Source organism: Oceanobacillus sp. MO10714A (assembly GCF_037072045.1).
Taxonomy (GTDB): Bacteria; Bacillota; Bacilli; order Bacillales; family Amphibacillaceae; genus Oceanobacillus; species Oceanobacillus indicireducens.
In genome coordinates, this window is sequence record NZ_JAXHDC010000022.1 from 1 (window position 1) to 19,809 (window position 19,809).

Below are 19,809 nucleotides of genomic sequence, written 5' to 3' on the forward strand. Positions count from 1 at the left end.
TTGTTTAAATAAAACAACAGAATCAAATGTTCTAACGTTTATACTGCAAAATCGATTAAAGGTGGCACGAGCAGAAAAAATATGACACAAGGCGAATTGGCAAAAACAGTTGGGGTCTCAAGGCAAACGATTAGTTCAATCGAGACAGGACAGTTTAGCCCAACTGCCAAATTAGCTTTGTTGCTATGTATTGCATTAGATAAGAAGTTTGAGGACTTGTTCTATTTTTATTAAGTGATTAGGCTATACGACAATTGATCCAGATTTTAGCGTATATGTTTTATTAATGTCATTGTTCTATCCAGCCATTTTCTTAATGAAGTTCTATCGTCTGGTATAAGGGTTATATTACTTCTTTTTGCTATTTCTTCAACAACGAAATCAACACTTATATTATCCGTTATTATTTTTTCTTCTGTAATATCTGTATGGAATGCATGGATACATCGGTCGATTTGTGATTTCGTCCAAGTCTCTCCTCGTTCTAACCGTTTATTCAACCGTTTTAATAACGTTTCCTTATTTGCATATAGAATATAATGCTTTAAAGGTATACCATCATCTGTAAGTTTTTGAATGATCTCTTTGTAATACTGGGGATTAGTTACTGTCATTGGTACAATGATTACGCCATCATATGTATTGGAAATGTATTTCAACATGCTGTAATTGAAAGACCGCCATTGTTCATGGTCCTGAAAATCAGATTTGTGTAATTCCTTTGGTGTATTTTTTCGAATAAAATATCCTATGTTTTCTGGGTCATAAACAAAAGAGTTGGGCAGTCGACGTTTTAATTCAAATGCAGAAGTTGTTTTTCCCGAACCAAATGCACCATTTAGCCAAATAATCATGTATGTAACCCCTTTTTATTGCTTTTTCAAATTACTGTATCACCTCAATATATCATTAGACCACCTTCAGTACAAAGGATTTTATTTCCTTGGAATCTACTGAGAAGGAAATCTCGTTGAACAGAATCATTTTATTTTTATTAAGGATCGGATACTTAGCCAAAATAAGAACTGTTCTAGATATGGGTATGATTCCTGTATATGAGGTATGTGTAAAATAGTTCTCGGTGGGATTTCTGCAAAATCCTAGTCAAAAAAGAAGAGGCACTCTATCATAAATGTATGCATACCAAAGCAAATACATCATAGAAAGAGGCCTCTTCATGGATACTATTATATCAGAATTATACAGATTAATACATCAAACAGATAATTTAATTGAATTCGAGGAAAATGTTCGCACCTTGATGTATGAGGTGTTTACGTCCTTATTGGGGGACGTATTCACCAATATGAATACTGTCATTGTGAAGAAAAAACAAGCAGAAGGATGGTCCGTTGAAAGAAATGACGAAAGGGAAATTCAATTCACTTTTGGTGGAGTGAGATTTACACATACGCTTATGCATGATCCAGAAGGTCATGCCCACTATCCATTTGATGAATGGGCTGGATTTAAAAAGTACAAGCGTAGAAGTCCTTTTGTAGAAGTTAAGGTTGCCGAAATGGCCGCTGAAGGCACGTACCGGGATGTGGCTCATGTACTGAAAGAGTGGACAGCTGTAGATATTAGTCATTCAACGGTTGGAACAATTGTGAGGGAAGTTGGAGAAGCACAAGCAAAGGCGGATGAAGATATGGTCATCGATTTAGAGGAATCCGCTGAATTGCCAGAAGGTAAGGAAGTTGATTTTCTCTATGCAGAAGCTGATGGAGTATTTATTCGGGGAACGGAAAAGAAAAAGAGTCACGAGGTAAGCCATGCGATCGTTTATGAGGGTTGGGACAAGAGTGGAGAAAGAGTATCTCTGCGCAATCAGAAAGTGATCATGACGACTAAGCCAACTTCGGAGTTTTGGAAAGAACTTCAAGCACTTACTGCCAACCACTATTCCTTGGAGAAAACGCAGATCGTGACAAATAGCGATGGTGGAGCCGGCTACACAGCTGAGAAGTTTCAAGAAGCCTTTTCCCAATCGGCATACCCTGTCCTAAACCAATTAGACGCTTATCATGTATTTCAAGGGCTTAATCGAGCGCTTGGTGCCGGCAAGAGTGACTATAAAACAGAATTACGAAAAGCGTTAGAGGATCACGATTTGGAGCATTTTAACTTATGGCTGGACACCTACGAAAGCACGCTTGATGACCCCAAAAAAGTCGAAAAGGTGAGAGACTTTCGGACTTATATTTTGAACAATTGGGATCGTATTTTGGACTGGAGGAAGCGTGTAGATAACCCCCCAGTAGACGCTAGAGGTTTAGGAGCGATGGAATCCCATCAGCGGCGTGTTACTTATCGTATGAAGAAACGAGGCATGCATTGGAGTCCAGAAGGTGCAGAGGCGATGGTAAAAGTGAAACAAGGTATACTAAATGGCACCTTACGGGAAGTTTACCTTGAGAACCTTAAACGAAGCGCAAGAAAGCAGCGAGAATTCAAAAAGATTGTCCGAATGTCTTCTTATCTGCATCAACCTACACGCCCATCGATAGGCGCTAAGCAAGGCTCAATCGGCGTATATGCACCTCATTCATCCGCGATTGGGAAGCTAGCCAAAAGCTTTAGATAATCATCTCCCGGCATTTTAAGTTAGGTTCTTGGTCTTTAGAACCTAACTTAAAATGCCGGGGAACCAAGCGAAGACATTCGCGCGGTAGCCGGAAAAAGCGTACAACTATAGAGTGCCGGAAATACTGGGGTGAAGACGGTACCGAGAAAAGCTTGACACAAACGTATATGAGTCATGGGTGTGTACAATCATCGTATTCGTGGTATAATTAAATATAGAAAGACATAAATTAATAACGACCGCCCATGTTGTTACATGGAATGGTCGAATAGACCGAACCCCGACAAGAGGGGCTAGGCGTTGTTCAGGAAAATAATCCCTCAAAGGCCTGTCAAACCACATGAGGGATTATTTTTTATGGTTATTATCAGAAACAATGAATGCTACTAACATCCCGAAAGATATCATGAGCGTTAGAGCACTAACAATGTCCATAGGCGTCACCTCCCTTCTTGAAGACTTTAAACGCTTTCAAAAAGATCGACAGTGCTACCTAACCCCCCCACGCGAAGCCAGTCTATTGTAAATATTATATCATAAAATTGATGGGATGGAGGAGGGCTTCAATAAACTCATATATCTGCAGCGAATGGGGCGCTTAGCGAAGTTTTGTAATTAAGTTATGTTATTACATTGGATGCCATGAATTAGTGGCATTCTTTTTTTTAGTGAAGAAACCTTGGAATATAAGCTTATCTATAGTAGGAGGGCATAATGGAGTTTTATAAATTTAGTAAATACAGTGGTAAAAAGATTTTAAAATTCAATTCAGATTTTATTATGTCTCGTATTATTCAAACAGACAAGCCAACTAACATTGGATGTATGTATTTAGATGAAAATGGTAGCGTTGGCTATCACCAAGCAGTCGTACCTCAACTTCTTTTAATTTTGAACGGCGAGGGCTATGTTCGTAATGAAAAAGATAACTATTTTAATGTTGAAGCTGGGGATGCTGTTTTTTGGGACAAAGATGAATGGCACGAAACGAAAACCAAAGTAGGATTAACTGCTATCGGATTATTAAATGAATTTGGTTTATAAGTTAGGAGGTAGTTGAATGAGTGCAAAAGAAGAAGTGATAAAGATAATAAAAGACTTACCTAATGATGTGACGTTAGAAGATATTGTTAACGAGCTCTGTTAAAGTGAAGATTGAAAAAGGGCTGGATAAACGTAATAATGGACAAGGCGATCTTAACAGGGGCGGTTTTATTTACGGTGCTAAGAATTGAGTTTTATTATTGGAATATTATGCTAGTATTAAGGAAGAAGTTATTGTGCTAACGGGGCAGGTTAATGAAATAAGAAGCAAATGTGAGAAGGTACATATAGTGAAGAAAGTTTTATTTAGTTTGATATATTTGTTGTTTTTATTATCAGCTTGTAGTAATCAGCAATCGAGAACGGATTATTATTTATCGCTGACTGGGCAGAGTGATAATTGGGAATTGAGTGGTTATGAAATACTGCTGAGTTCAGAGGGAAGAAAGGCAGGAAATGGAACACTGATAATGAAGGAAGAGACTGAATATTTTACGGACTCTTTTAGTTTTAATACACATGCTGTTATTAATGGTGTAGATAGTACAATTCATGCTGGGTCAGTATCTGGACGAACGGATATTTCAGAACAAACAACAGGAACTATCGAAGGGGAAGGTGAGAATTCAATTACGCTCAATGATGTAAGTAGTGTTTATATGGTAATTGAATGGTGGGATTCAGATGAAAATGAAAATGTTCAAGAACGAATTGATTTATATTAATCTAATAGTGCTGAAACATTTTTGCGTTAACGGGTGCGTTTAATTTAAAACATTAGATGGGATTTAAAGGGGGATAATATTGAAAAGGTTAGTTGTTATTACAGTAGGCAAAACCCATAGTGGGAAAAGTACATTTGCAAGAGATTTAGAAAAAGAACTAGAAAATTCTTTTGTTTTAGACCAGGATAATCATGCTGAATTTATTAATACGTATTACCAAAAGTTACAACCGAAAACTGGATCTAATACTCTTAAACATTCTATCTCGAAATTAATTGCTAATTATGCAATAGAAAACACGGATCTTCATATCATTGCTAGTAGTGCAAATCGAACTAGAAAAGGTAGAAAGTATTTGCTTGAAGAATTCTATGATAAAGATAAGTTTATCCGTATCTTAGTTCATTTTGATATTCCAGATGAAATTCTAAAAGAACGGGTTATCAACAGTACACGTAATACCAATATATTTAGAGGTGCCTATTCTAATTTTGAGCAAGTGCTTATTCGGCAACAAGCTGAATCTTTACATGAGGATGTAGTAGACCCGGAAGAAGGGGAAGCAGACTATTTATTTGTAATTAAAGATAACAAAGAGGTTAATTCTGTCATCGAAGAAATTGTTAGTATATCTAAATGTAAATGATTATCTTTCGGTTTTAAATTAAAGTTTTTTATTGTGCTAACGGTTGCTTTAGTGGAATAATTAATTATTAAATTAATAGTTAAGAGAAAAAAATCTCTTCTTTCTTTAATATTGTGTTTAGTATCGGGATATTAGTTTCCTTTTGATATTCAAGTTCTAACCTATTCTCTTGAAATCAATTGCTCGCCAACCTGTGGAATGATGATCACTAAATGTAATCGTTACTAAACAGGGCGGAAACGTGATTAGTTCGCAACCGGGCGTTGTTCTGGAACAAGGCTCAGCGTCCAAACATGAGGAAAAGAGTAAGGTCGTGAATGAAATGGAGGATTATTTTATGAAGCGAAAAGTTTTATCCGTTATTCTTTTTAGTATGACTTTAATTGCAGCGTTTTTAGGCATATATGGTCAAGACATAGCTTATTATTTCGAAGACCATTTATTTTATGAGTCTCCATTTAAGACTTTAATTATTGTAACTGTAACGAGTGTTAGTTTATTTTTACTTACATTCATAATAGAAATTATCTTATTGGCAGTACAAAAAATAAAACCAAAAGTATTTATTATGTTACTGATCACAAATGGTGTAGTTGGTTTCTTTATTTCGTGGTGGTCTTTGTTTGTTTTAGCTATGTGGTGGGGGTAATATCAATTCATTAAAAGGTCGCAGGAGTAGAATAAATATACCCTGGGAATAGAGTGTTACATAATGCACTTTGAAATTTGGTGAACGAATAGTGTATAAGGAGAAAGTTGAATGTGAAATGGGTATTCACATGAATAACACCGGCCATGTTGATCCTTGTTTAAAGAAATCCTATTTTGCTACATTGAATTAAGTTTCATTATTTTAAACAAAGTCCGATAACCGGTTAAAAAATTTGGTACAATTAAGTTAATGATCGGATTATGGTAATGAAACAAAACGGGCCAGATTGTCGCATAGAGCTTATTGAACAGGTTATCAGGTTACGGGAAGATGATTATTTTCTGAAGGAGTTTCTTTAAATGAATGAAAAAGAAGTAAATAAGGTCTATATAGTATCGGGACCAGCTGGAGTAGGTAAGACAGCAACCTCAAAGGAACTCGTTAAAACATTAAAGAATAGTTCCTATATCTCTGGCGACTATATCAGTCACATGCACGTTAACGGTAGGAAAAACCCTAGGAGAGTCAAGAAGAACTTTCTTTAATTTGAGCCAATATTTTAAGTCTTACAGAAAATTTTCTTAGGTATGGTAATGATGTAATTGTCGATTATGTAACTTTTCCTCAAGAAGCAAAATGGATTAGTGATAATCTTGAAAAATTAAATGTAGAAGTTAATTATGTAGTTTTATGGACTGATATTGAAACATTAGTTAGTAGAGATAATATGCGAAAGCCGGAGCATAGAATGGGTGAACGATGTTTAATTTTAGTTGATGAGTTTACAGAGTCAGGATTAGATGAAAAGCATATTTTTGATACAAGTAAAAATATTCCTATTACTTATGTGGTAAATGAAATTATGAGCAATCCAAAATATAAAATGACATAGAATCTTGTTTGATTAACGGGCGTGTTCGAGGAATAATGCTGTTCCGCGGAATCGAGCCAGATTGCTCAGTAACTGGTTGTTGAATCAAAAAGATGGATTGAAAGGTTTAAACTGTAAACAATCACATATTTTTTGGGGGAACGTAATTTGAAAATCAAAACTGATCGTTTGTTAATCATTCCGTGTACCGTGGAAAGCTATAATGCTTATTCTGACAGGTATGAAATGGGTTCACACATTGAAATGCATCTCGAGGAATTAAAAAATGATATTGAATCCAAAGGTTGGGGTGTTTGGTTTATCATTCATAGCGACAGCAACCAGGTTATAGGGGATGTAGGTTTCAAAGGAAAACCAAACAATCAAAAAGTTGTTGAAATAGGTTATGGAATTAGCTCTGACTATCAAAATAATGGTTTTGCAACAGAGGCCGTAAATGGTATCAAAGATTGGGCTTTTGCTTCCAATCAAGTTGAAAAAATAGTTGCGGAGTGTACTGAAGGGAATATAGCGTCAATAAGGGTTCTTGAGAAAATAGGGATGTGTCGAACCTGTTCTAAAAATGAATTTATATATTGGGAAACCCCATAAATAATAAAAAATTAAGGGTTTAAATATCAGTGATTTTTAGTTCTTTAAAAGTGTGCGTTTGCCAACAATGGACTATACTGCTGTCGGACATGATTGTGAAAGACCAGAAGTAGAAAGTAATCAAAATTTTAATAAAATATTTAGCGGATAGAACCTGTTTTGAATAATTCTTTTCAAAATAGGTTCTTTGAGTTTTAAAGTATAACGTGAGTTTTTAGACTATCTTTGAACAAATATTGTTTTAACATAACACCTAAATATGATTGACTTTTATAACGAAATCGTCCAAACTAAAAAAGAATAAACGTTCGGTTTGGAAGTGTTGAAAAGATAAAATGAAAAGTAGAAAACATAAACTCTTTTAGAGTGAAAAGTTAAACATACGTGAAAGGGGATTGACTTAAAGATGGGGCATGCATTGGTCCTCTTATGCGGATGATAATGGTCAAGCAACAAAGCAACTTGATATACGCTAGTTGAACCCGTCTAGCAAACGGTTAAAATTAATTTTTGTTTGACCTATTAAAGAGAATAGTCGAAGAAGTGAGTTACTTATAATTCAATATTGATATGGAGGTTATTTTAATGAAGGAATCATTCTTGATTATCAAAAGAATTGAAAGTGACTTAAAAGAAATTGTTAAGCAAACTGAAACCAAAATCATGAAATCTATTCCATCCCTTCCCTCCTACGATTTAAGGACAAGTAGAAAGTACTATATCTCCCACGACTATGATCCGCCGTGGGATCATTCTGGTAACCTATTTACTAGTTTATCGGGAAATGTCTCCCAAAAACGATATTATCGTTTATAATCAAAAGAAGCAACGTGTGTTTTACTTGGAGGTTAAAATGATATGAAATTAATTCTTGCTGAAAAACCATCCGTAGCAAAAAACATTGCAGATGCCTTGCAGATCAAGACGAAGAAAGATGGTTATTATGAAGGAAATGGTTATTTTATTACATGGGCTTTTGGTCATTTAGTAGAGTTATATGATGCGAAAGATTATGAACCGAAGATGCAGCGCTGGCATATGAATTATTTCCCGTTCATTCCGCAGACGTTCAAATATAAAGTGAAAAGCAATCCGCGGAACAGGAAAGCGGCTGACCCAGGAGCTGTAAAACAATTAAAAATTATTGAATCACTTATTAAAAAAACGGAAGTGGAATCTATTATTTCCGCTTGTGACTATGATAGAGAAGGTCAACTAATCGGTGACAGCATCATTTATCGTGGTGGCAAACGGCCGAATAAACCGGTGTACCGGCTCCTCTTGAATGAATGGACGCCAAATGAAGTGCGAAGCGGATTAGAGAAACTAAAGCAGAATGATGAGATGAAAGCTCTCCGGGACGCGGGAATCAGCAGGCAGTGGGCGGATTGGGTAATCGGGATTAATCTTACCTCCGTCACGACGCTGAAATACCAAGAGGGGAGTGGACAAGCGTTAAACATCGGACGCGTGCTCTTGCCGACATTGAAAATCATTTATGACCGGGATAAGGAAATTGAGAATTTCAAACCAGAAGATTATTATAAGCTTGCTGCTGTTTTTGAAACAAACGAGAAAGAGGTTTATGAAGGGACATATACAGAAGGTAAAGAAGATAAATTTAAGAAGAAAGAAACGCTTCTTGAAATTGAAGAAAAAATTGCTGGCAAACAAGGACAAGTCATGGATAAAAAAGTGACAAAGAAAAAGGAATTCCCGCCATTTCTTTTCAACCTTTCGAATCTTCAAGGGTTTATTACGAATAAATACAAAGGCTGGACCTCAGACAAAGTCCTCAAAGTTGCCCAGTCCCTATATGAGAAAAAGTTAATCACTTATCCTAGAACTTCCAGTGTAGCGCTTGATGAGAGTTTAGTCGGGAAAACGGCACATGTGTTAAAGACACATAGCGAAGATTTACCTTATAAAGATGAGATTAAATTTATGAAGACAAGACGGGTATTCAACAATGCGAAAGTAGAAAGCCATAGCGCAATCATACCGACTTATTTAAAACCGAAACGGCTTAACTCTGACGAATCAATTGTTTATCAGGCAATTAAAAACCGTTTCATCATGCAATTTATGCCGATTGCTGAATACGAGGAAACTAACCTGACGACAAAAATACTCGATGCCCCAATCGACGGTGTGTTTATAACGAAGGGAAGAGTCCAACTAATTGAAGGCTGGAAAAAAGTAGAGAAAATCCAGTCGAAGGATGTCCTTTTACCTATTATTCAAGTTGACGATCAAGTAGACATTAAGGAAACAAAATTAACTGATCATGTAACGAAACCTCCGAAACAGCATACCGAAAGAACGCTGCTGCGGGTCATGGAAACGTGTGGTAAGAATATAAAAGAAGATAGTGAAACAGATGAAGAGTTGCTCGGTAGCATATTAACGGGTTTTAGTATTGGCACACCTGCAACACGTGCTGAGACGATTAAGAAATTGAAGGATGTCGGGTATATTTCGGCAAAGGGAAAAAACCTAACTTGTACAGAACTAGGAAGAAAGCTTGTAGAGACTTTCCCGGTGAAAAGTTTATTTGATCTAGAATTTACCGGCCGACTCGAAAAACGTCTCGCGGATATTCAAAAAGGGGAAGAAACGCGAAAAGACTTCCTCAGTCTAATTTTTCAGTTCACAACAGAAGCAGTTGAAACTATTAAGCAGGACGAGGAAACGATCATCCATAAAGCAGCTAAAAAGAAGGCGACGAACGAAGTATTAGGTAAATGTCCAGCTTGTGGCGGGGACGTCGTTGATACTTACATGGCCTTCAGCTGTAAAAATTGGAAAAGCGGCTGTAAATTCGCCATCTGGAAAAATGATAAGTTCCTCGCCACGATGCGGAAGAAACCGACAAAAACAATGGTGAAGCAGATTTTGAAAAATAACCGAGCTTACGTCAAAGGATTGACTAGTAAAAAAGGGAAGAAATTCAATGCTTACCTTTCTTATCAGAAGAAAGAAGGAACGGCGTATTATAGCTGGGAAATGGATTTTAATAAGAAACAAACACATGAAAAATGACGAATTTCTTAGGTAAATGAGAGGTAAAGGAATAATTTATCAAAAACCATTGAAAAACCTCCTACTAAAAGCTTACAATAGGGGCAATTGGAAAGATGTAGCAAGGAGGGATAAATCGTGAAACCTAGGAAGCTGTTAATTATTAATATTATTACGTTTCTTGTTTTTGTTGGCGTTGTTGGCTTAGGGATTTACCAAGCGAATGCGAACCGTGGCGAACTCGGGAAAATAGATAATGAAGAGTTTGAAAAAGAAGAAACGGAAGAAACCGAGGAACAGGAAGACATTGAAATCGTAGAAAAAGAAGATGATGAACCATTTGAGACACCAGTAGATACGGTGAAAAAGGAAACGCTTAGTTCTTTAGTTTTAAAGGATAAGGCAAAGTTCATCCTTGCTTCAAGTGACACAATTGAAGAGGTAGAGGAAGAGCCGCTGGAAGAACCGGAAGTTCCGGAAGAAGAATCGGTGGAAAATGAATTACCGGAAACGGAAGAACCGACGAACTGGAACTGGACCGTTCCAAATAACAATAATTCAAATACTGGAAATAATAATACCCCAGATAACTCAAGCAATTATAATAATCGTAATGATCATAACCCAGATACGCATAAGCGGCCGGCACCGTCGACTCCGAAACCGGACCCGACTCCGAAACCGGATCCGGATCCAAAACCATCAAAGCCGGAACCTGATCCAGAACCAAAGCCAGATCCGAAACCGGATCCGAAGCCAAATCCCGAACCAGATCCTGATCCGGAACCAGAACCGGAAGAGCCGATTGATGATGATCCAGACGGTGGAAGATTGCATTAATAAGATATGGAAGAAGGGATTTGTTTGAGCAAATCCCTTTTCAACTGCAGCTAAAAGAATAAGCTTTCTAAATTTAATAAAAACGATTTCATTAATAGCTTAATTAAGCAAAGTTTGCTATCATTGTAAAGTAGGTTATAAGCTAACTGGTACAAGCGTTCTTTTGTACATAATCATGCTATGAAATGAGAAGAAAAACGCTTTTACTAAACACAGAAAAAATACAAAAAGGGATGGTGTTTATAATGAACAAACCCAAAATTGTTGTCTTGGGGGCAGGTTATGCAGGGCTTACTGCAACGAGAAAATTAGCCCAAAAACTGTCACCTGAAGAAGCAGAAATTGTACTCATTAACAGGCATAACTATCACTATGAGGCAACTTGGCTCCATGAAGTTGCAGCAGGTACAATTAACCATAACCAGGCTCGCTATATGATTTCTGACGTGGTTAATCCAAAGCGTGTTCGTCTGATCTATGACACCGTAGTGGAAGTTAAAACGGAAGACCAGCGTGTCGTACTCGAAAACAGTGAAGTAGAATACGATTACCTCGTTTTCGCATTAGGTTTTGTAACAAATACATTCGGTATTAAAGGAATGGAGGAAAATGCATTCTTCATTCAAGATATCGACAGTGCGCGCGTCATCCGCGAACATATCGAATATAAATTCGCACAATACAGCAGTGGTGAATCAACAGATGATAGTGATCTAACTGTGCTTGTTGGTGGCGGTGGATTTACAGGTATCGAATTTGTTGGTGAATTAGCCGAGAAGATTCCTGAACTCTGTAAGAAATATGATATCCCGCGTAACAAAGCACGGATCATTAACGTAGAAGCGGCACCATCTATATTGCCGGTATTTGAAGAGGATCTTGTAGCATATGCGAAGAAATCGTTAGAAGACCGTGGTGTTGAATTTAGAATCGGTGCAGCTATTTCGGAATGTACAGAAGAAGGATTCATTGTTGGTGAAGATAATGAATTAATTAAAGCTGGTACAAGTGTCTGGACTGGAGGAGTAATGGGAAGCCCAGTACTTGAAAAATCTGGATTTGAAGTATTCCGTGGAAAAGTTAACGTTGACGCTGATCTGCGCTTACCAGGATCTGAAAATGTATTTATTATTGGTGACTGCTCATGGACTATGGATAAAGAAACAGGAAAACCATATCCACCAACTGGTCAATTAGCAACACAAGAAGGTGCTCATGTAGCAGAGAACATCAAGAACGCATTATATGGCCTACCATTAACAGACTTTGTTTTCGATGACAAAGGTACAGTAGCATCACTAGGAATTTCCGATGGTATTGGAAACATCTTTAATGGCGTGAAATTGCAAGGGAAGCCAGCAGCTGCGATGAAGAAGGTAGTTGACGACCGTACACTTTTGGTAGTCGGCGGACCGAAAGCATTGCTGAAAAAAGGAAAATATCGTCCTTTCTAATTTGGAATTCTACTATTAATCCACTATAAAAGGTAAAGAGGAGTAGATGAACGATGAAAAGATTTTGCAGCATTTTGTTGCTCGCTGTAGCTGCAATTGTAGGCTACCGAGCAGTAAGTGATATCCTAGAAGATTCAAGGGATTTCCGCTAATAAAACCAATCTAAAAGCCACCCGGTTTATAAACTGGGTGGCTTTTTTATTCATTCGTATGTTATATCTTCAGTTGAGCCATATTATAACAGAGGTGATAAAGTTGCGCCGTAATACTTTATATTTTGTGCTCACTCTGTTATGGTTTCTCTTGTCTATAGCGGTTGTTTCTGCAGAAGATGATGAAATTATGCTTCAGAGAGACGAACTCCAATCTTATTCCCTATCTGATTGGGCACATGGATTTGTAAATTGGGAAAGGCTGGATGAATTAATGGATCAATTGGCAGAACAAGTTAAAGAGCCCCCTACTAACGCAACACTTGGCAACGGCTTTGAAATTATCGAGGGGCAGCCTGGAAAAGCGTTGGATCGAATTGCTTTTACAACCTCTTTTTTAAAGGCATTTTATACTGGAGAGGATCAGGTGGTTGAAATCCCGACTAAAGCAGTTCAACCAAGGGTGAGTCAGGAAATGCTGCGGGAAATAACTCAAAAACGTCTTGGCTCTTACACGACTTACTATAATTCCGCAAACAAAGAACGGACAAAAAATATTAACCTTTCTGCAGAAGCTGTACATGGAACGGTTATTTTTCCTGGTGAAGTGTTTTCATTTAATGATATTGTTGGTGAACGAACAGAAGAGAAAGGGTATCAACGAGCGCCGGTTATTGTAAAAGGTGAGTTCTCAGAAGATATCGGCGGGGGTATTTGTCAATTATCATCAACAATTTTTAATGCAGTTGATTTACGTGGTATCCAAATGATTGAAAGGTACACTCATAGCCGCTCCGTTCCTTACGTACCCCCGGGAAGAGATGCAACCGTAAGTTGGTGGGGACCAGATTTTACATTTAAAAATTTATACAATGAACCAATCGTGCTTACCGCCTATGCAGCAAATGGCAGCTTAACAGTTGAAGTATTCTCTTCTGAAACAGTAGACTATTTCCAATCAAAATAAAAGCAGTATCCCGGATTCATGGGGATACTGCTTTTATGTGCATCAGTTACTCAGCTTTATGAAGTTCTAGTTCGAAGTGGATTTTTACTTCGTCGGATACGAGTACGCCGCCTGTTTCAAGTGTAGCATTCCAAGTAAGTCCGAATTCTTTACGGCTGATTTTCGTTTCACCGCTGAAGCCGGCAACTGTAGAACCGCTCATCGGGTCTTTACTTTGACCTTCAAATGTAACGTCTAATGTAACTTGATTTGTATTTCCGTTAATTGTTAAATCGCCAATTACATCATATTCATTATTTCCTTTGCGTTTTACATCTGTTGAAACAAATGTAAGTGTCGGATGATTCTCTACGTCAAAGAAGTCTGCAGAACGAAGATGGTTATCACGGTCTTCGTTACGTGTGTTTATACTTGCAGCATCAATCGTTACTTCGATTTTCGAATCGGTAAGGTCTTCCACATCTGCTTCGATCACTGCATCAAATTTGTCGAATGTTCCTTTCGCTCGAGAAATCATCATGTGTTTAACCGAAAAACCTACTTCACTGTGCGCCAAGTCTACCGTCCATTTTTCTCTAGTCATTTAAAATCCCTCCAAATATTATTAAGTATTCCTCAATACTTACTTTCTGTTACCTAGTATAAATTAATAAATCGGTAATGTCAATATATCTTAATTAAAAAATATTTATTTAAGGATAAATTAACAAAACGAAACCATTATTCAAATACCACTAAATAGACTATCTCAAACTTGTTTTCCGTGTAAATGGATCTTAATAATGCAATCCTTCAGATATTTCGATACAATAATATGGGGAGAAGAAGGAGGAAGAGAAATGAAAGAATATAATCCAACTTGGGATTTGGATTCACTATTTCCAGGAGGAAGTGCGTCACAGCAATTCAGAGATTATCTTGGTCAGATTCGAACGGAGATTAAACAATTAGAAGGCCAATTCACCACATTGGAAGTGGGGGTAGATTCATTTTCCACGATGCTTAGCCAGTTTATAAAGGAATTGGAGAAGACAATGTTCAAACTTCGTGAGGCTGGAGCGTTCGTCAGTTGTTTAAGTGCGCAAGATGTAACGGATGAAGGGGCTAAAACACTAGTTGCTGAATATGGCACACTTTCAGCTTCGTTTAATGGCGTGCTGACAACTTTCATGCAGAAACTTGCGGAAATCCCGGACGAGGAATGGCAAGCAACCATTCAGCACGAAGCGTTACAAGAAATAGGGTATGTATTATCAGAATATCGTAATAAAGCACGGGACTTACTTGCTGTGGAACAGGAAGTGCTGATTAATGATCTTGCTGTCGATGGTTATCATGCATGGAATCAAATGTATAATACAATCGTAGGGAATATGACAGTGGAAATTGAAGGGGAAGAAAAGATAGAGTCCTATTCAATTGGTCAGGCCTCCAATCTATTAACTTCAAGCGACCGAGCAACTAGAAAGAAAGTATTTGATAAGTTAAACGATGCATGGAATAAACAAGCATCCTTATTTGCACAAACATTGAATCATTTATCAGGTTTTAGACTACAAATGTATAAGCACCGCAAATGGGAAAATGTATTAAAAGAACCGCTGAGTATCAATCGGATGAAGCGAGAAACGTTAGATGCGATGTGGACAGCGATAGCTAATAATAAACAACCTTTTGTCGCTTATATAAATAAAAAAGCAGAACTATTGAATATAGATAAATTAAGCTTCTATGATGTCGATGCACCGATTACCGACCATGTTAAAAAATTGAGCTATACAGAAGGCGCCAAATTTATTATGGATCAATTCCGTTCTTTTAGCCCAAAGATGGCGGATTTTGCTGAGCAAGCTTTTGAAAAACGTTGGATTGAAGCGGAAGATCGGCCTGGCAAACGTCCTGGCGGTTTCTGTACAAGTTTTCCTGATAGTAAGGAAACAAGAATTTTTATGACGTATTCCGGAACAGCATCGAATGTTGCCACGTTAGCCCATGAACTTGGTCATGCTTATCATCAGCATGTGATGAATGACGTTCATGGTCTTAATCAACGTTATGCAATGAACGTCGCGGAAACGGCCTCAACTTTTGCGGAAATGATTGTCGCTGATGCAGCAGTTGAACAGGCAGAAACAGCAGAAGAAAAGAAAGCTTTACTTGAAGATAAAGTTAATCGAAGTGTTGCTTTCTTTATGAATATTCATGCCCGGTTTATCTTTGAATTAAATTTTTATAAAGAAAGAGAAAAAGGTTTTGTCTCACCGGCAAGATTGAATGAATTGATGGTGGAAGCACAGAAAGAGGCTTATCAAGATGCACTCGATGAATATGATCCTTATTTCTGGGCGTCGAAACTTCATTTCCATATAACAGGGACACCATTCTATAATTTCCCTTATACATTTGGTTATTTGTTCAGTCTTGGTATTTATGCCCGCGCAAAAGAGCTGGGAGAGAGCTTTGAAGACGACTATATTGCATTACTGGAAGATACGGGACGGATGTCGGTAGAAGAGCTTGCGATGAAACATTTACAAGTCGATCTTACAAAACCGGACTTCTGGGAAGCTGCAATCGAGCTTTGCATCAAGGACGTCGAAGCGTTTCTTAAACTGTAAATTTGTTTTATAAGTGTACATTAGCTATAATAGGGTTAACGAAAAAAGCATAGAAAAAGCCAACAGGGGGAGCTAATAGCTGAGAGTGGGCAACGAGGATTGCTCAGACCCTTTGAACCTGTTAGTTAGTACTAGCGTAGGGATGATGGTTTTTTGATGGATAAAAAGCAATGTGAGCGGATTCCCCATCAGGAACCTTCCCTTGGCATTGCTTTTTTTGTATTTAAAAAAGTTGTTCAAAATAGCTTATAAAAAGCTTATAAAAAGGGGAGTTATAACGAATGAAGTCTAATAAACTACTATTTTTAATTGAAGTATCAATCTTCACTGCTTTGGCGTTGCTTTTAGATATCTTGCCAATATCGTTTAAAATCTGGGCGCAAGGTGGTTCGGTCTCCTTTGCAATGATTCCGGTGTTTATAGTAGCGTTCCGTTGGGGATTAAAAGGTGGATTAGTATCCGGTTTCCTCTGGGGGATGTTACAGATTGCAACGGGGAACGCATATATTCTGACGCCACTTCAGGGGTTCATTGATTATACACTTGCCTTTACGGTGATCGGTTTTGCCGGTCTGTTCGCAAGACAAGTTCAAGAAGCGGTACGGGACGGGCGGACAAAAGTGTACCTAACGTATATAACGGCGGGTGTACTGCTTGGTTCTGTGTTGCGTTTCCTTGCACATACCGTTGCTGGGGCAGTATTTTTCGGTTCAGCAGCGATTGAGGGACAATCAGTTTGGGTGTATTCGATTATCTATAATTCATCGTACATGTTCCCGTCATTTGTATTGTCAGCAGTGATTGTATTTTTCCTATTCCACAAACAACCGCGCGCATTGCTCAACCTAGCATCAAGCTAAACCGCAATCTATCCGCTCACATTGCAACTGTAAAAATAATGATCTCTCCTAAATTAAGGAGAGATTTTTTTAGGTTAACTGTTTCAGAGTGAATACGTAGTTCCCCCGGCGCAGATTTTCAGCACAACATTATAAAAAAGAATCAATTCGTTCTGGTTGAAAATTCGCCCAAAGTCACTGATAATAGAAGATAATTATCTGAATAGATATAAAAGTATATACGAAAGGGGAAGTGGAAATGAAGGCATTTGTTGTAGAATATGGAGAATTAAAACTAAAAAGTATGCCAGAACCGAAACTAGGAAATAATGAAATTGTCGTAAAGCTAAAAACAGCGGGTCTGAATAGGAGAGATCTCTATATACCGAACCGGAGAGGTAACGATAAAGAAGCTTTAATCCTCGGTTCGGATGGAGCGGGGATCGTCGAATCAGTTGGAGCAGATGTCACTCGTTTTAAAGTGGGGGATGAAGTCATCATCAATCCATCACTTAACTGGCACGAAAATAGTGACGCACCACCAAAAGGATTTGACATCCTCGGCATGCCTGATCACGGAACTTTTGCCGAAAAAATTGTTATCAATGAAGAACAAGTAGAAATGAAGCCAAATTACTTAACATGGGAAGAAGCCGGTGTGCTCGCTCTTGCTGCATTGACAGGTTACCGTGCGTTAGTGACTAAAGGGAATATTAAAGCGGGGGAGACCGTATTTATTCCTGGAGCAAGTAGTGGGGTGAACACGTATATCATCCAATTTGCAAAAAGCATCGGTGCACGGGTGATTGTTTCTTCAAGAAGTGATGAAAAGTTGAAGCAGGCCCAGAAGATCGGAGCAGATCTTGCCATTTCAACGGAAAGTGATTGGGAAAAGGAATTGGAGAACGAGCAGATTGATCTTGTGATCGACAGTGTAGGTGCAGCGACGTTTAATCGTTCGTTGGACGTATTGAAGCAAGGCGGAAGAATTGTTATTTACGGAGCTACAGCTGGGGATGAAATTGACCTTAATTTACGGGCCTTTTTCTATGGTCAGTATCAATTGTTCGGCTCCACGATGGGAAGTCGTGAAGAGTTGCAACAGGTATTAGCCCATATGGAAAAGCATGAAATAAGACCGATTATGGATAAAACCTTTGAACTGGATGATGCCCAAGAAGCGTTCAATCATCTGGAAGTGAACAGCCAGTTTGGTAATATTGCTTTATTAATCGAGTAAAAATAGGACCGGTAAATTTCCCGGTCCTATTTTTTATCGGAACTTAAAACCACGGTCTGTAACGTAATTAAGCAGAGGTACTCTTTTTCGCTGTCAATTTCAGCTAGAAATGTGTTCCCATCCACAACCCCGCTAGAATGTTGCATTTGTTTTCTTCATGTTGTTTGTTACAGATCGCTAAGCTTTCGGCTTAAAGAGAATAGCACCGAGAACTCCAAAAATAATTGCTGCTGAAATACCGGCACTCGTCACTTCAAACATCCCTGTAACAACGCCAATCAGCCCGTGTTTCTCGGCTTCAGCCATGGCTCCATGGACTAAAGAGTTCCCAAAACTTGTAATCGGAACAGTCGCACCTGCTCCAGCGAAATCAATTAACGGTTCATATAAACCGAGTCCGTCAAGAATAGCGCCTAAAATTACGAGAGTTGTTAATGTGTGAGCAGGACTGAGCTTGAATACATCAAACATAATCTGTCCTATAACACAAATAAGACCACCAATAACAAATGCCCAGAAAAATATCATGAACAAGTCACTCCATTTCAATTGAGACTGCATGTGCAATAGCAGGAATCGAATCCTTTTGTTGAACGCTTAACGGGGAGTGCAAAGAGCCGGTAGCTACGAGTAACATCCGTTTAAACTCCCCTTGCATCATCCGTTTCAGAAAATGCCCGTACATGACAATTGCTGAACAGGCTGTGCCGCTTGCACCTGCTTGAACAGGTTGATCGGGACCGTAAATCGTCATGCCACAGTCCACGTATTGCTTATCTTCTAGTTGAATGCCTTGTTGCTTTAATAAATCAAAAGAAGTATTTCTTCCAATTTTACCGAGATCCCCGGTTATAATCAGGTCATAATAGGTTTCATCTACGTTTCTTTCCTTAAAATGTGTTTGAATCGTTTCCACTGCAGCAGGGGCCATTGCCCCTCCCATATTGAAAGGATCCGTGATTCCCATGTCAACAACTTTCCCAATTGTTGCAGAGGTCACAGTTGGGCCATTCCCTTGCTTACTGAGAACGGCACAACCCGCTCCGGTAACTGTCCATTGTGCAGTCGGGGGTTTTTGACTGCCGTAATCATTCGGATAGCGGAACTGTTTTTCCGCTGCGGCATGGTGACTAGCAGAGCCACTTACGATAAAGTCGGCAAATCCGCCATCAAGTAAAGCAGCGGATAATGCGAGCCCTTCTGTAGAGGTAGCACAAGCACTGAATAAGCCGAGATAAGGCATCGCCAATGACTTGGCACTAAATGTTGTAGGAGTAATTTGATTGATTAAATCTCCACTTATAAAGAAATTTACCTGCTCTTTTTCAATCGGACTTTTCTTTAATGCAAGTGTAACTGCTACTTCCATTAAACGCTGCTGTGCTTTCTCAAAAGTCTCTTCTTCAAGCCAGCCATCATCAAATAAATGGTCGAAATCACTGCGGAGAGGGCCATCTGCTTCAAATGGTCCTCCTGTTATACCGGTAGCGAGAATGACCGGCCGATTTTTAAATTCCCATGTCTGCTTTCCAAGTAACATA

20 protein-coding genes, 1 pseudogene and 1 riboswitch are annotated in these 19,809 nt (G+C 38.4%); of the genes and pseudogenes, 17 read left to right on the plus strand and 4 right to left on the minus strand.

Annotated features, from left to right (window positions below):
* The first annotated feature begins 40 nt into the window (after nt 1-40).
* Nucleotides 41-234 (plus strand): annotated as a pseudogene (locus SPD53_RS11815) (helix-turn-helix transcriptional regulator).
* A 32-nt stretch (nt 235-266) separates the two neighbouring features.
* Here the strand turns inward: SPD53_RS11815 and SPD53_RS11820 are convergent.
* Complete coding sequence (locus tag SPD53_RS11820) at nt 267-854, minus strand: AAA family ATPase (RefSeq protein WP_336252686.1); 588 nt, start codon at nt 852-854, stop codon at nt 267-269.
* A gap of 323 nt (nt 855-1,177) precedes the next feature.
* Here SPD53_RS11820 and SPD53_RS11825 point away from each other — a divergent pair, with 323 nt between their 5' ends.
* From SPD53_RS11825 to SPD53_RS11885, 13 genes are all read left to right on the plus strand, one after another.
* The gene (locus SPD53_RS11825; protein WP_336252687.1) at nt 1,178-2,587 is read left to right on the plus strand and encodes an ISLre2 family transposase; all 1,410 of its coding nucleotides are present in this window, start codon (nt 1,178-1,180) and stop codon (nt 2,585-2,587) included.
* 714 nt (nt 2,588-3,301) lie between these two features.
* Nucleotides 3,302-3,631 carry a cupin domain-containing protein gene (locus tag SPD53_RS11830; protein WP_336252688.1) on the plus strand — a complete coding sequence of 110 codons (330 nt, stop codon included), beginning with the start codon at nt 3,302-3,304 and terminating at the stop codon, nt 3,629-3,631.
* Nucleotides 3,632-3,921: 290 nt separating this feature from the next.
* Complete coding sequence (locus SPD53_RS11835) at nt 3,922-4,356, plus strand: hypothetical protein (protein WP_336252689.1); 435 nt, start codon at nt 3,922-3,924, stop codon at nt 4,354-4,356.
* Between the two features lie 79 nt (nt 4,357-4,435).
* A complete protein-coding gene (locus tag SPD53_RS11840; RefSeq protein WP_336252690.1) occupies nt 4,436-5,002 on the plus strand; it encodes an AAA family ATPase in 567 nt (188 codons plus the stop codon).
* Nucleotides 5,003-5,339: 337 nt separating this feature from the next.
* Nucleotides 5,340-5,651: a hypothetical protein gene (locus SPD53_RS11845; RefSeq protein ID WP_336252691.1), complete on the plus strand. Its 312-nt coding sequence runs from the start codon at nt 5,340-5,342 to the stop codon at nt 5,649-5,651.
* A 362-nt stretch (nt 5,652-6,013) separates the two neighbouring features.
* Complete coding sequence (locus SPD53_RS11850) at nt 6,014-6,199, plus strand: hypothetical protein (protein ID WP_336252692.1); 186 nt, start codon at nt 6,014-6,016, stop codon at nt 6,197-6,199.
* Nucleotides 6,200-6,381: 182 nt separating this feature from the next.
* Nucleotides 6,382-6,546 (plus strand): hypothetical protein, encoded by a 165-nt coding sequence (locus tag SPD53_RS11855; RefSeq protein WP_336252693.1) that lies wholly within the window; start codon nt 6,382-6,384, stop codon nt 6,544-6,546.
* A gap of 147 nt (nt 6,547-6,693) precedes the next feature.
* On the plus strand, nt 6,694-7,137 hold the full coding sequence (locus SPD53_RS11860; RefSeq protein WP_336252694.1) for a GNAT family N-acetyltransferase: 444 nt from the start codon (nt 6,694-6,696) through the stop codon (nt 7,135-7,137).
* A 585-nt stretch (nt 7,138-7,722) separates the two neighbouring features.
* The gene (locus tag SPD53_RS11865) at nt 7,723-7,953 is read left to right on the plus strand and encodes a hypothetical protein (RefSeq protein ID WP_336252695.1); all 231 of its coding nucleotides are present in this window, start codon (nt 7,723-7,725) and stop codon (nt 7,951-7,953) included.
* Between the two features lie 42 nt (nt 7,954-7,995).
* A complete protein-coding gene (locus SPD53_RS11870) occupies nt 7,996-10,179 on the plus strand; it encodes a type IA DNA topoisomerase (protein WP_336252696.1) in 2,184 nt (727 codons plus the stop codon).
* A 117-nt stretch (nt 10,180-10,296) separates the two neighbouring features.
* A complete protein-coding gene (locus SPD53_RS11875) occupies nt 10,297-10,998 on the plus strand; it encodes a hypothetical protein (protein ID WP_336252697.1) in 702 nt (233 codons plus the stop codon).
* 245 nt (nt 10,999-11,243) lie between these two features.
* Complete coding sequence (locus SPD53_RS11880) at nt 11,244-12,452, plus strand: NAD(P)/FAD-dependent oxidoreductase (protein WP_336252698.1); 1,209 nt, start codon at nt 11,244-11,246, stop codon at nt 12,450-12,452.
* 279 nt (nt 12,453-12,731) lie between these two features.
* A complete protein-coding gene (locus tag SPD53_RS11885; protein ID WP_336252699.1) occupies nt 12,732-13,571 on the plus strand; it encodes a VanW family protein in 840 nt (279 codons plus the stop codon).
* A 46-nt stretch (nt 13,572-13,617) separates the two neighbouring features.
* On the opposite strand, the gene SPD53_RS11890 is transcribed toward SPD53_RS11885, so the two are convergent.
* Nucleotides 13,618-14,154, minus strand: a complete 537-nt coding sequence (locus SPD53_RS11890; protein WP_188857098.1) for a YceI family protein — start codon at nt 14,152-14,154, stop codon at nt 13,618-13,620.
* A 256-nt stretch (nt 14,155-14,410) separates the two neighbouring features.
* Between SPD53_RS11890 and SPD53_RS11895 the strand changes: the two genes are divergently transcribed.
* The 3 genes from SPD53_RS11895 (at nt 14,411) to SPD53_RS11905 (ending at nt 18,268) form a co-directional block, all read left to right on the plus strand.
* Nucleotides 14,411-16,189 carry a M3 family oligoendopeptidase gene (locus tag SPD53_RS11895; RefSeq protein WP_336252700.1) on the plus strand — a complete coding sequence of 593 codons (1,779 nt, stop codon included), beginning with the start codon at nt 14,411-14,413 and terminating at the stop codon, nt 16,187-16,189.
* Between the two features lie 55 nt (nt 16,190-16,244).
* Nucleotides 16,245-16,349, plus strand: a riboswitch (TPP riboswitch).
* A 121-nt stretch (nt 16,350-16,470) separates the two neighbouring features.
* Nucleotides 16,471-17,049 carry an energy-coupled thiamine transporter ThiT gene (gene thiT, locus SPD53_RS11900; protein ID WP_188857096.1) on the plus strand — a complete coding sequence of 193 codons (579 nt, stop codon included), beginning with the start codon at nt 16,471-16,473 and terminating at the stop codon, nt 17,047-17,049.
* A gap of 238 nt (nt 17,050-17,287) precedes the next feature.
* Complete coding sequence (locus SPD53_RS11905; RefSeq protein WP_336252701.1) at nt 17,288-18,268, plus strand: zinc-binding dehydrogenase; 981 nt, start codon at nt 17,288-17,290, stop codon at nt 18,266-18,268.
* 177 nt (nt 18,269-18,445) lie between these two features.
* On the opposite strand, the gene spoVAE is transcribed toward SPD53_RS11905, so the two are convergent.
* Nucleotides 18,446-18,796, minus strand: coding sequence for a stage V sporulation protein AE (gene spoVAE, locus SPD53_RS11910; RefSeq protein WP_156856345.1), 351 nt, complete (start codon nt 18,794-18,796; stop codon nt 18,446-18,448).
* 7 nt (nt 18,797-18,803) lie between these two features.
* Complete coding sequence (gene spoVAD, locus SPD53_RS11915) at nt 18,804-19,808, minus strand: stage V sporulation protein AD (protein ID WP_156856333.1); 1,005 nt, start codon at nt 19,806-19,808, stop codon at nt 18,804-18,806.
* Nucleotide 19,809: the final 1 nt, after the last annotated feature.

Bases quoted from the DNA above. Each gene is read 5' to 3' on its own strand.
- SPD53_RS11820 (WP_336252686.1), bottom strand. From the start codon at position 854: ATGATTATTTGGCTAAATGGTGCATTTGGTTCGGGAAAAACAACTTCT.
- SPD53_RS11825 (WP_336252687.1), top strand. From the start codon at position 1,178: ATGGATACTATTATATCAGAATTATACAGATTAATACATCAAACAGAT.
- SPD53_RS11830 (WP_336252688.1), top strand. From the start codon at position 3,302: ATGGAGTTTTATAAATTTAGTAAATACAGTGGTAAAAAGATTTTAAAA.
- SPD53_RS11845 (WP_336252691.1), top strand. From the start codon at position 5,340: ATGAAGCGAAAAGTTTTATCCGTTATTCTTTTTAGTATGACTTTAATT.
- SPD53_RS11850 (WP_336252692.1), top strand. From the start codon at position 6,014: ATGAATGAAAAAGAAGTAAATAAGGTCTATATAGTATCGGGACCAGCT.
- SPD53_RS11855 (WP_336252693.1), top strand. From the start codon at position 6,382: ATGCGAAAGCCGGAGCATAGAATGGGTGAACGATGTTTAATTTTAGTT.
- SPD53_RS11865 (WP_336252695.1), top strand. From the start codon at position 7,723: ATGAAGGAATCATTCTTGATTATCAAAAGAATTGAAAGTGACTTAAAA.
- SPD53_RS11870 (WP_336252696.1), top strand. From the start codon at position 7,996: ATGAAATTAATTCTTGCTGAAAAACCATCCGTAGCAAAAAACATTGCA.
- SPD53_RS11880 (WP_336252698.1), top strand. From the start codon at position 11,244: ATGAACAAACCCAAAATTGTTGTCTTGGGGGCAGGTTATGCAGGGCTT.
- SPD53_RS11890 (WP_188857098.1), bottom strand. From the start codon at position 14,154: ATGACTAGAGAAAAATGGACGGTAGACTTGGCGCACAGTGAAGTAGGT.
- SPD53_RS11895 (WP_336252700.1), top strand. From the start codon at position 14,411: ATGAAAGAATATAATCCAACTTGGGATTTGGATTCACTATTTCCAGGA.
- thiT (WP_188857096.1), top strand. From the start codon at position 16,471: ATGAAGTCTAATAAACTACTATTTTTAATTGAAGTATCAATCTTCACT.
- SPD53_RS11905 (WP_336252701.1), top strand. From the start codon at position 17,288: ATGAAGGCATTTGTTGTAGAATATGGAGAATTAAAACTAAAAAGTATG.
- spoVAE (WP_156856345.1), bottom strand. From the start codon at position 18,796: ATGATATTTTTCTGGGCATTTGTTATTGGTGGTCTTATTTGTGTTATA.
- spoVAD (WP_156856333.1), bottom strand. From the start codon at position 19,808: ATGTTACTTGGAAAGCAGACATGGGAATTTAAAAATCGGCCGGTCATT.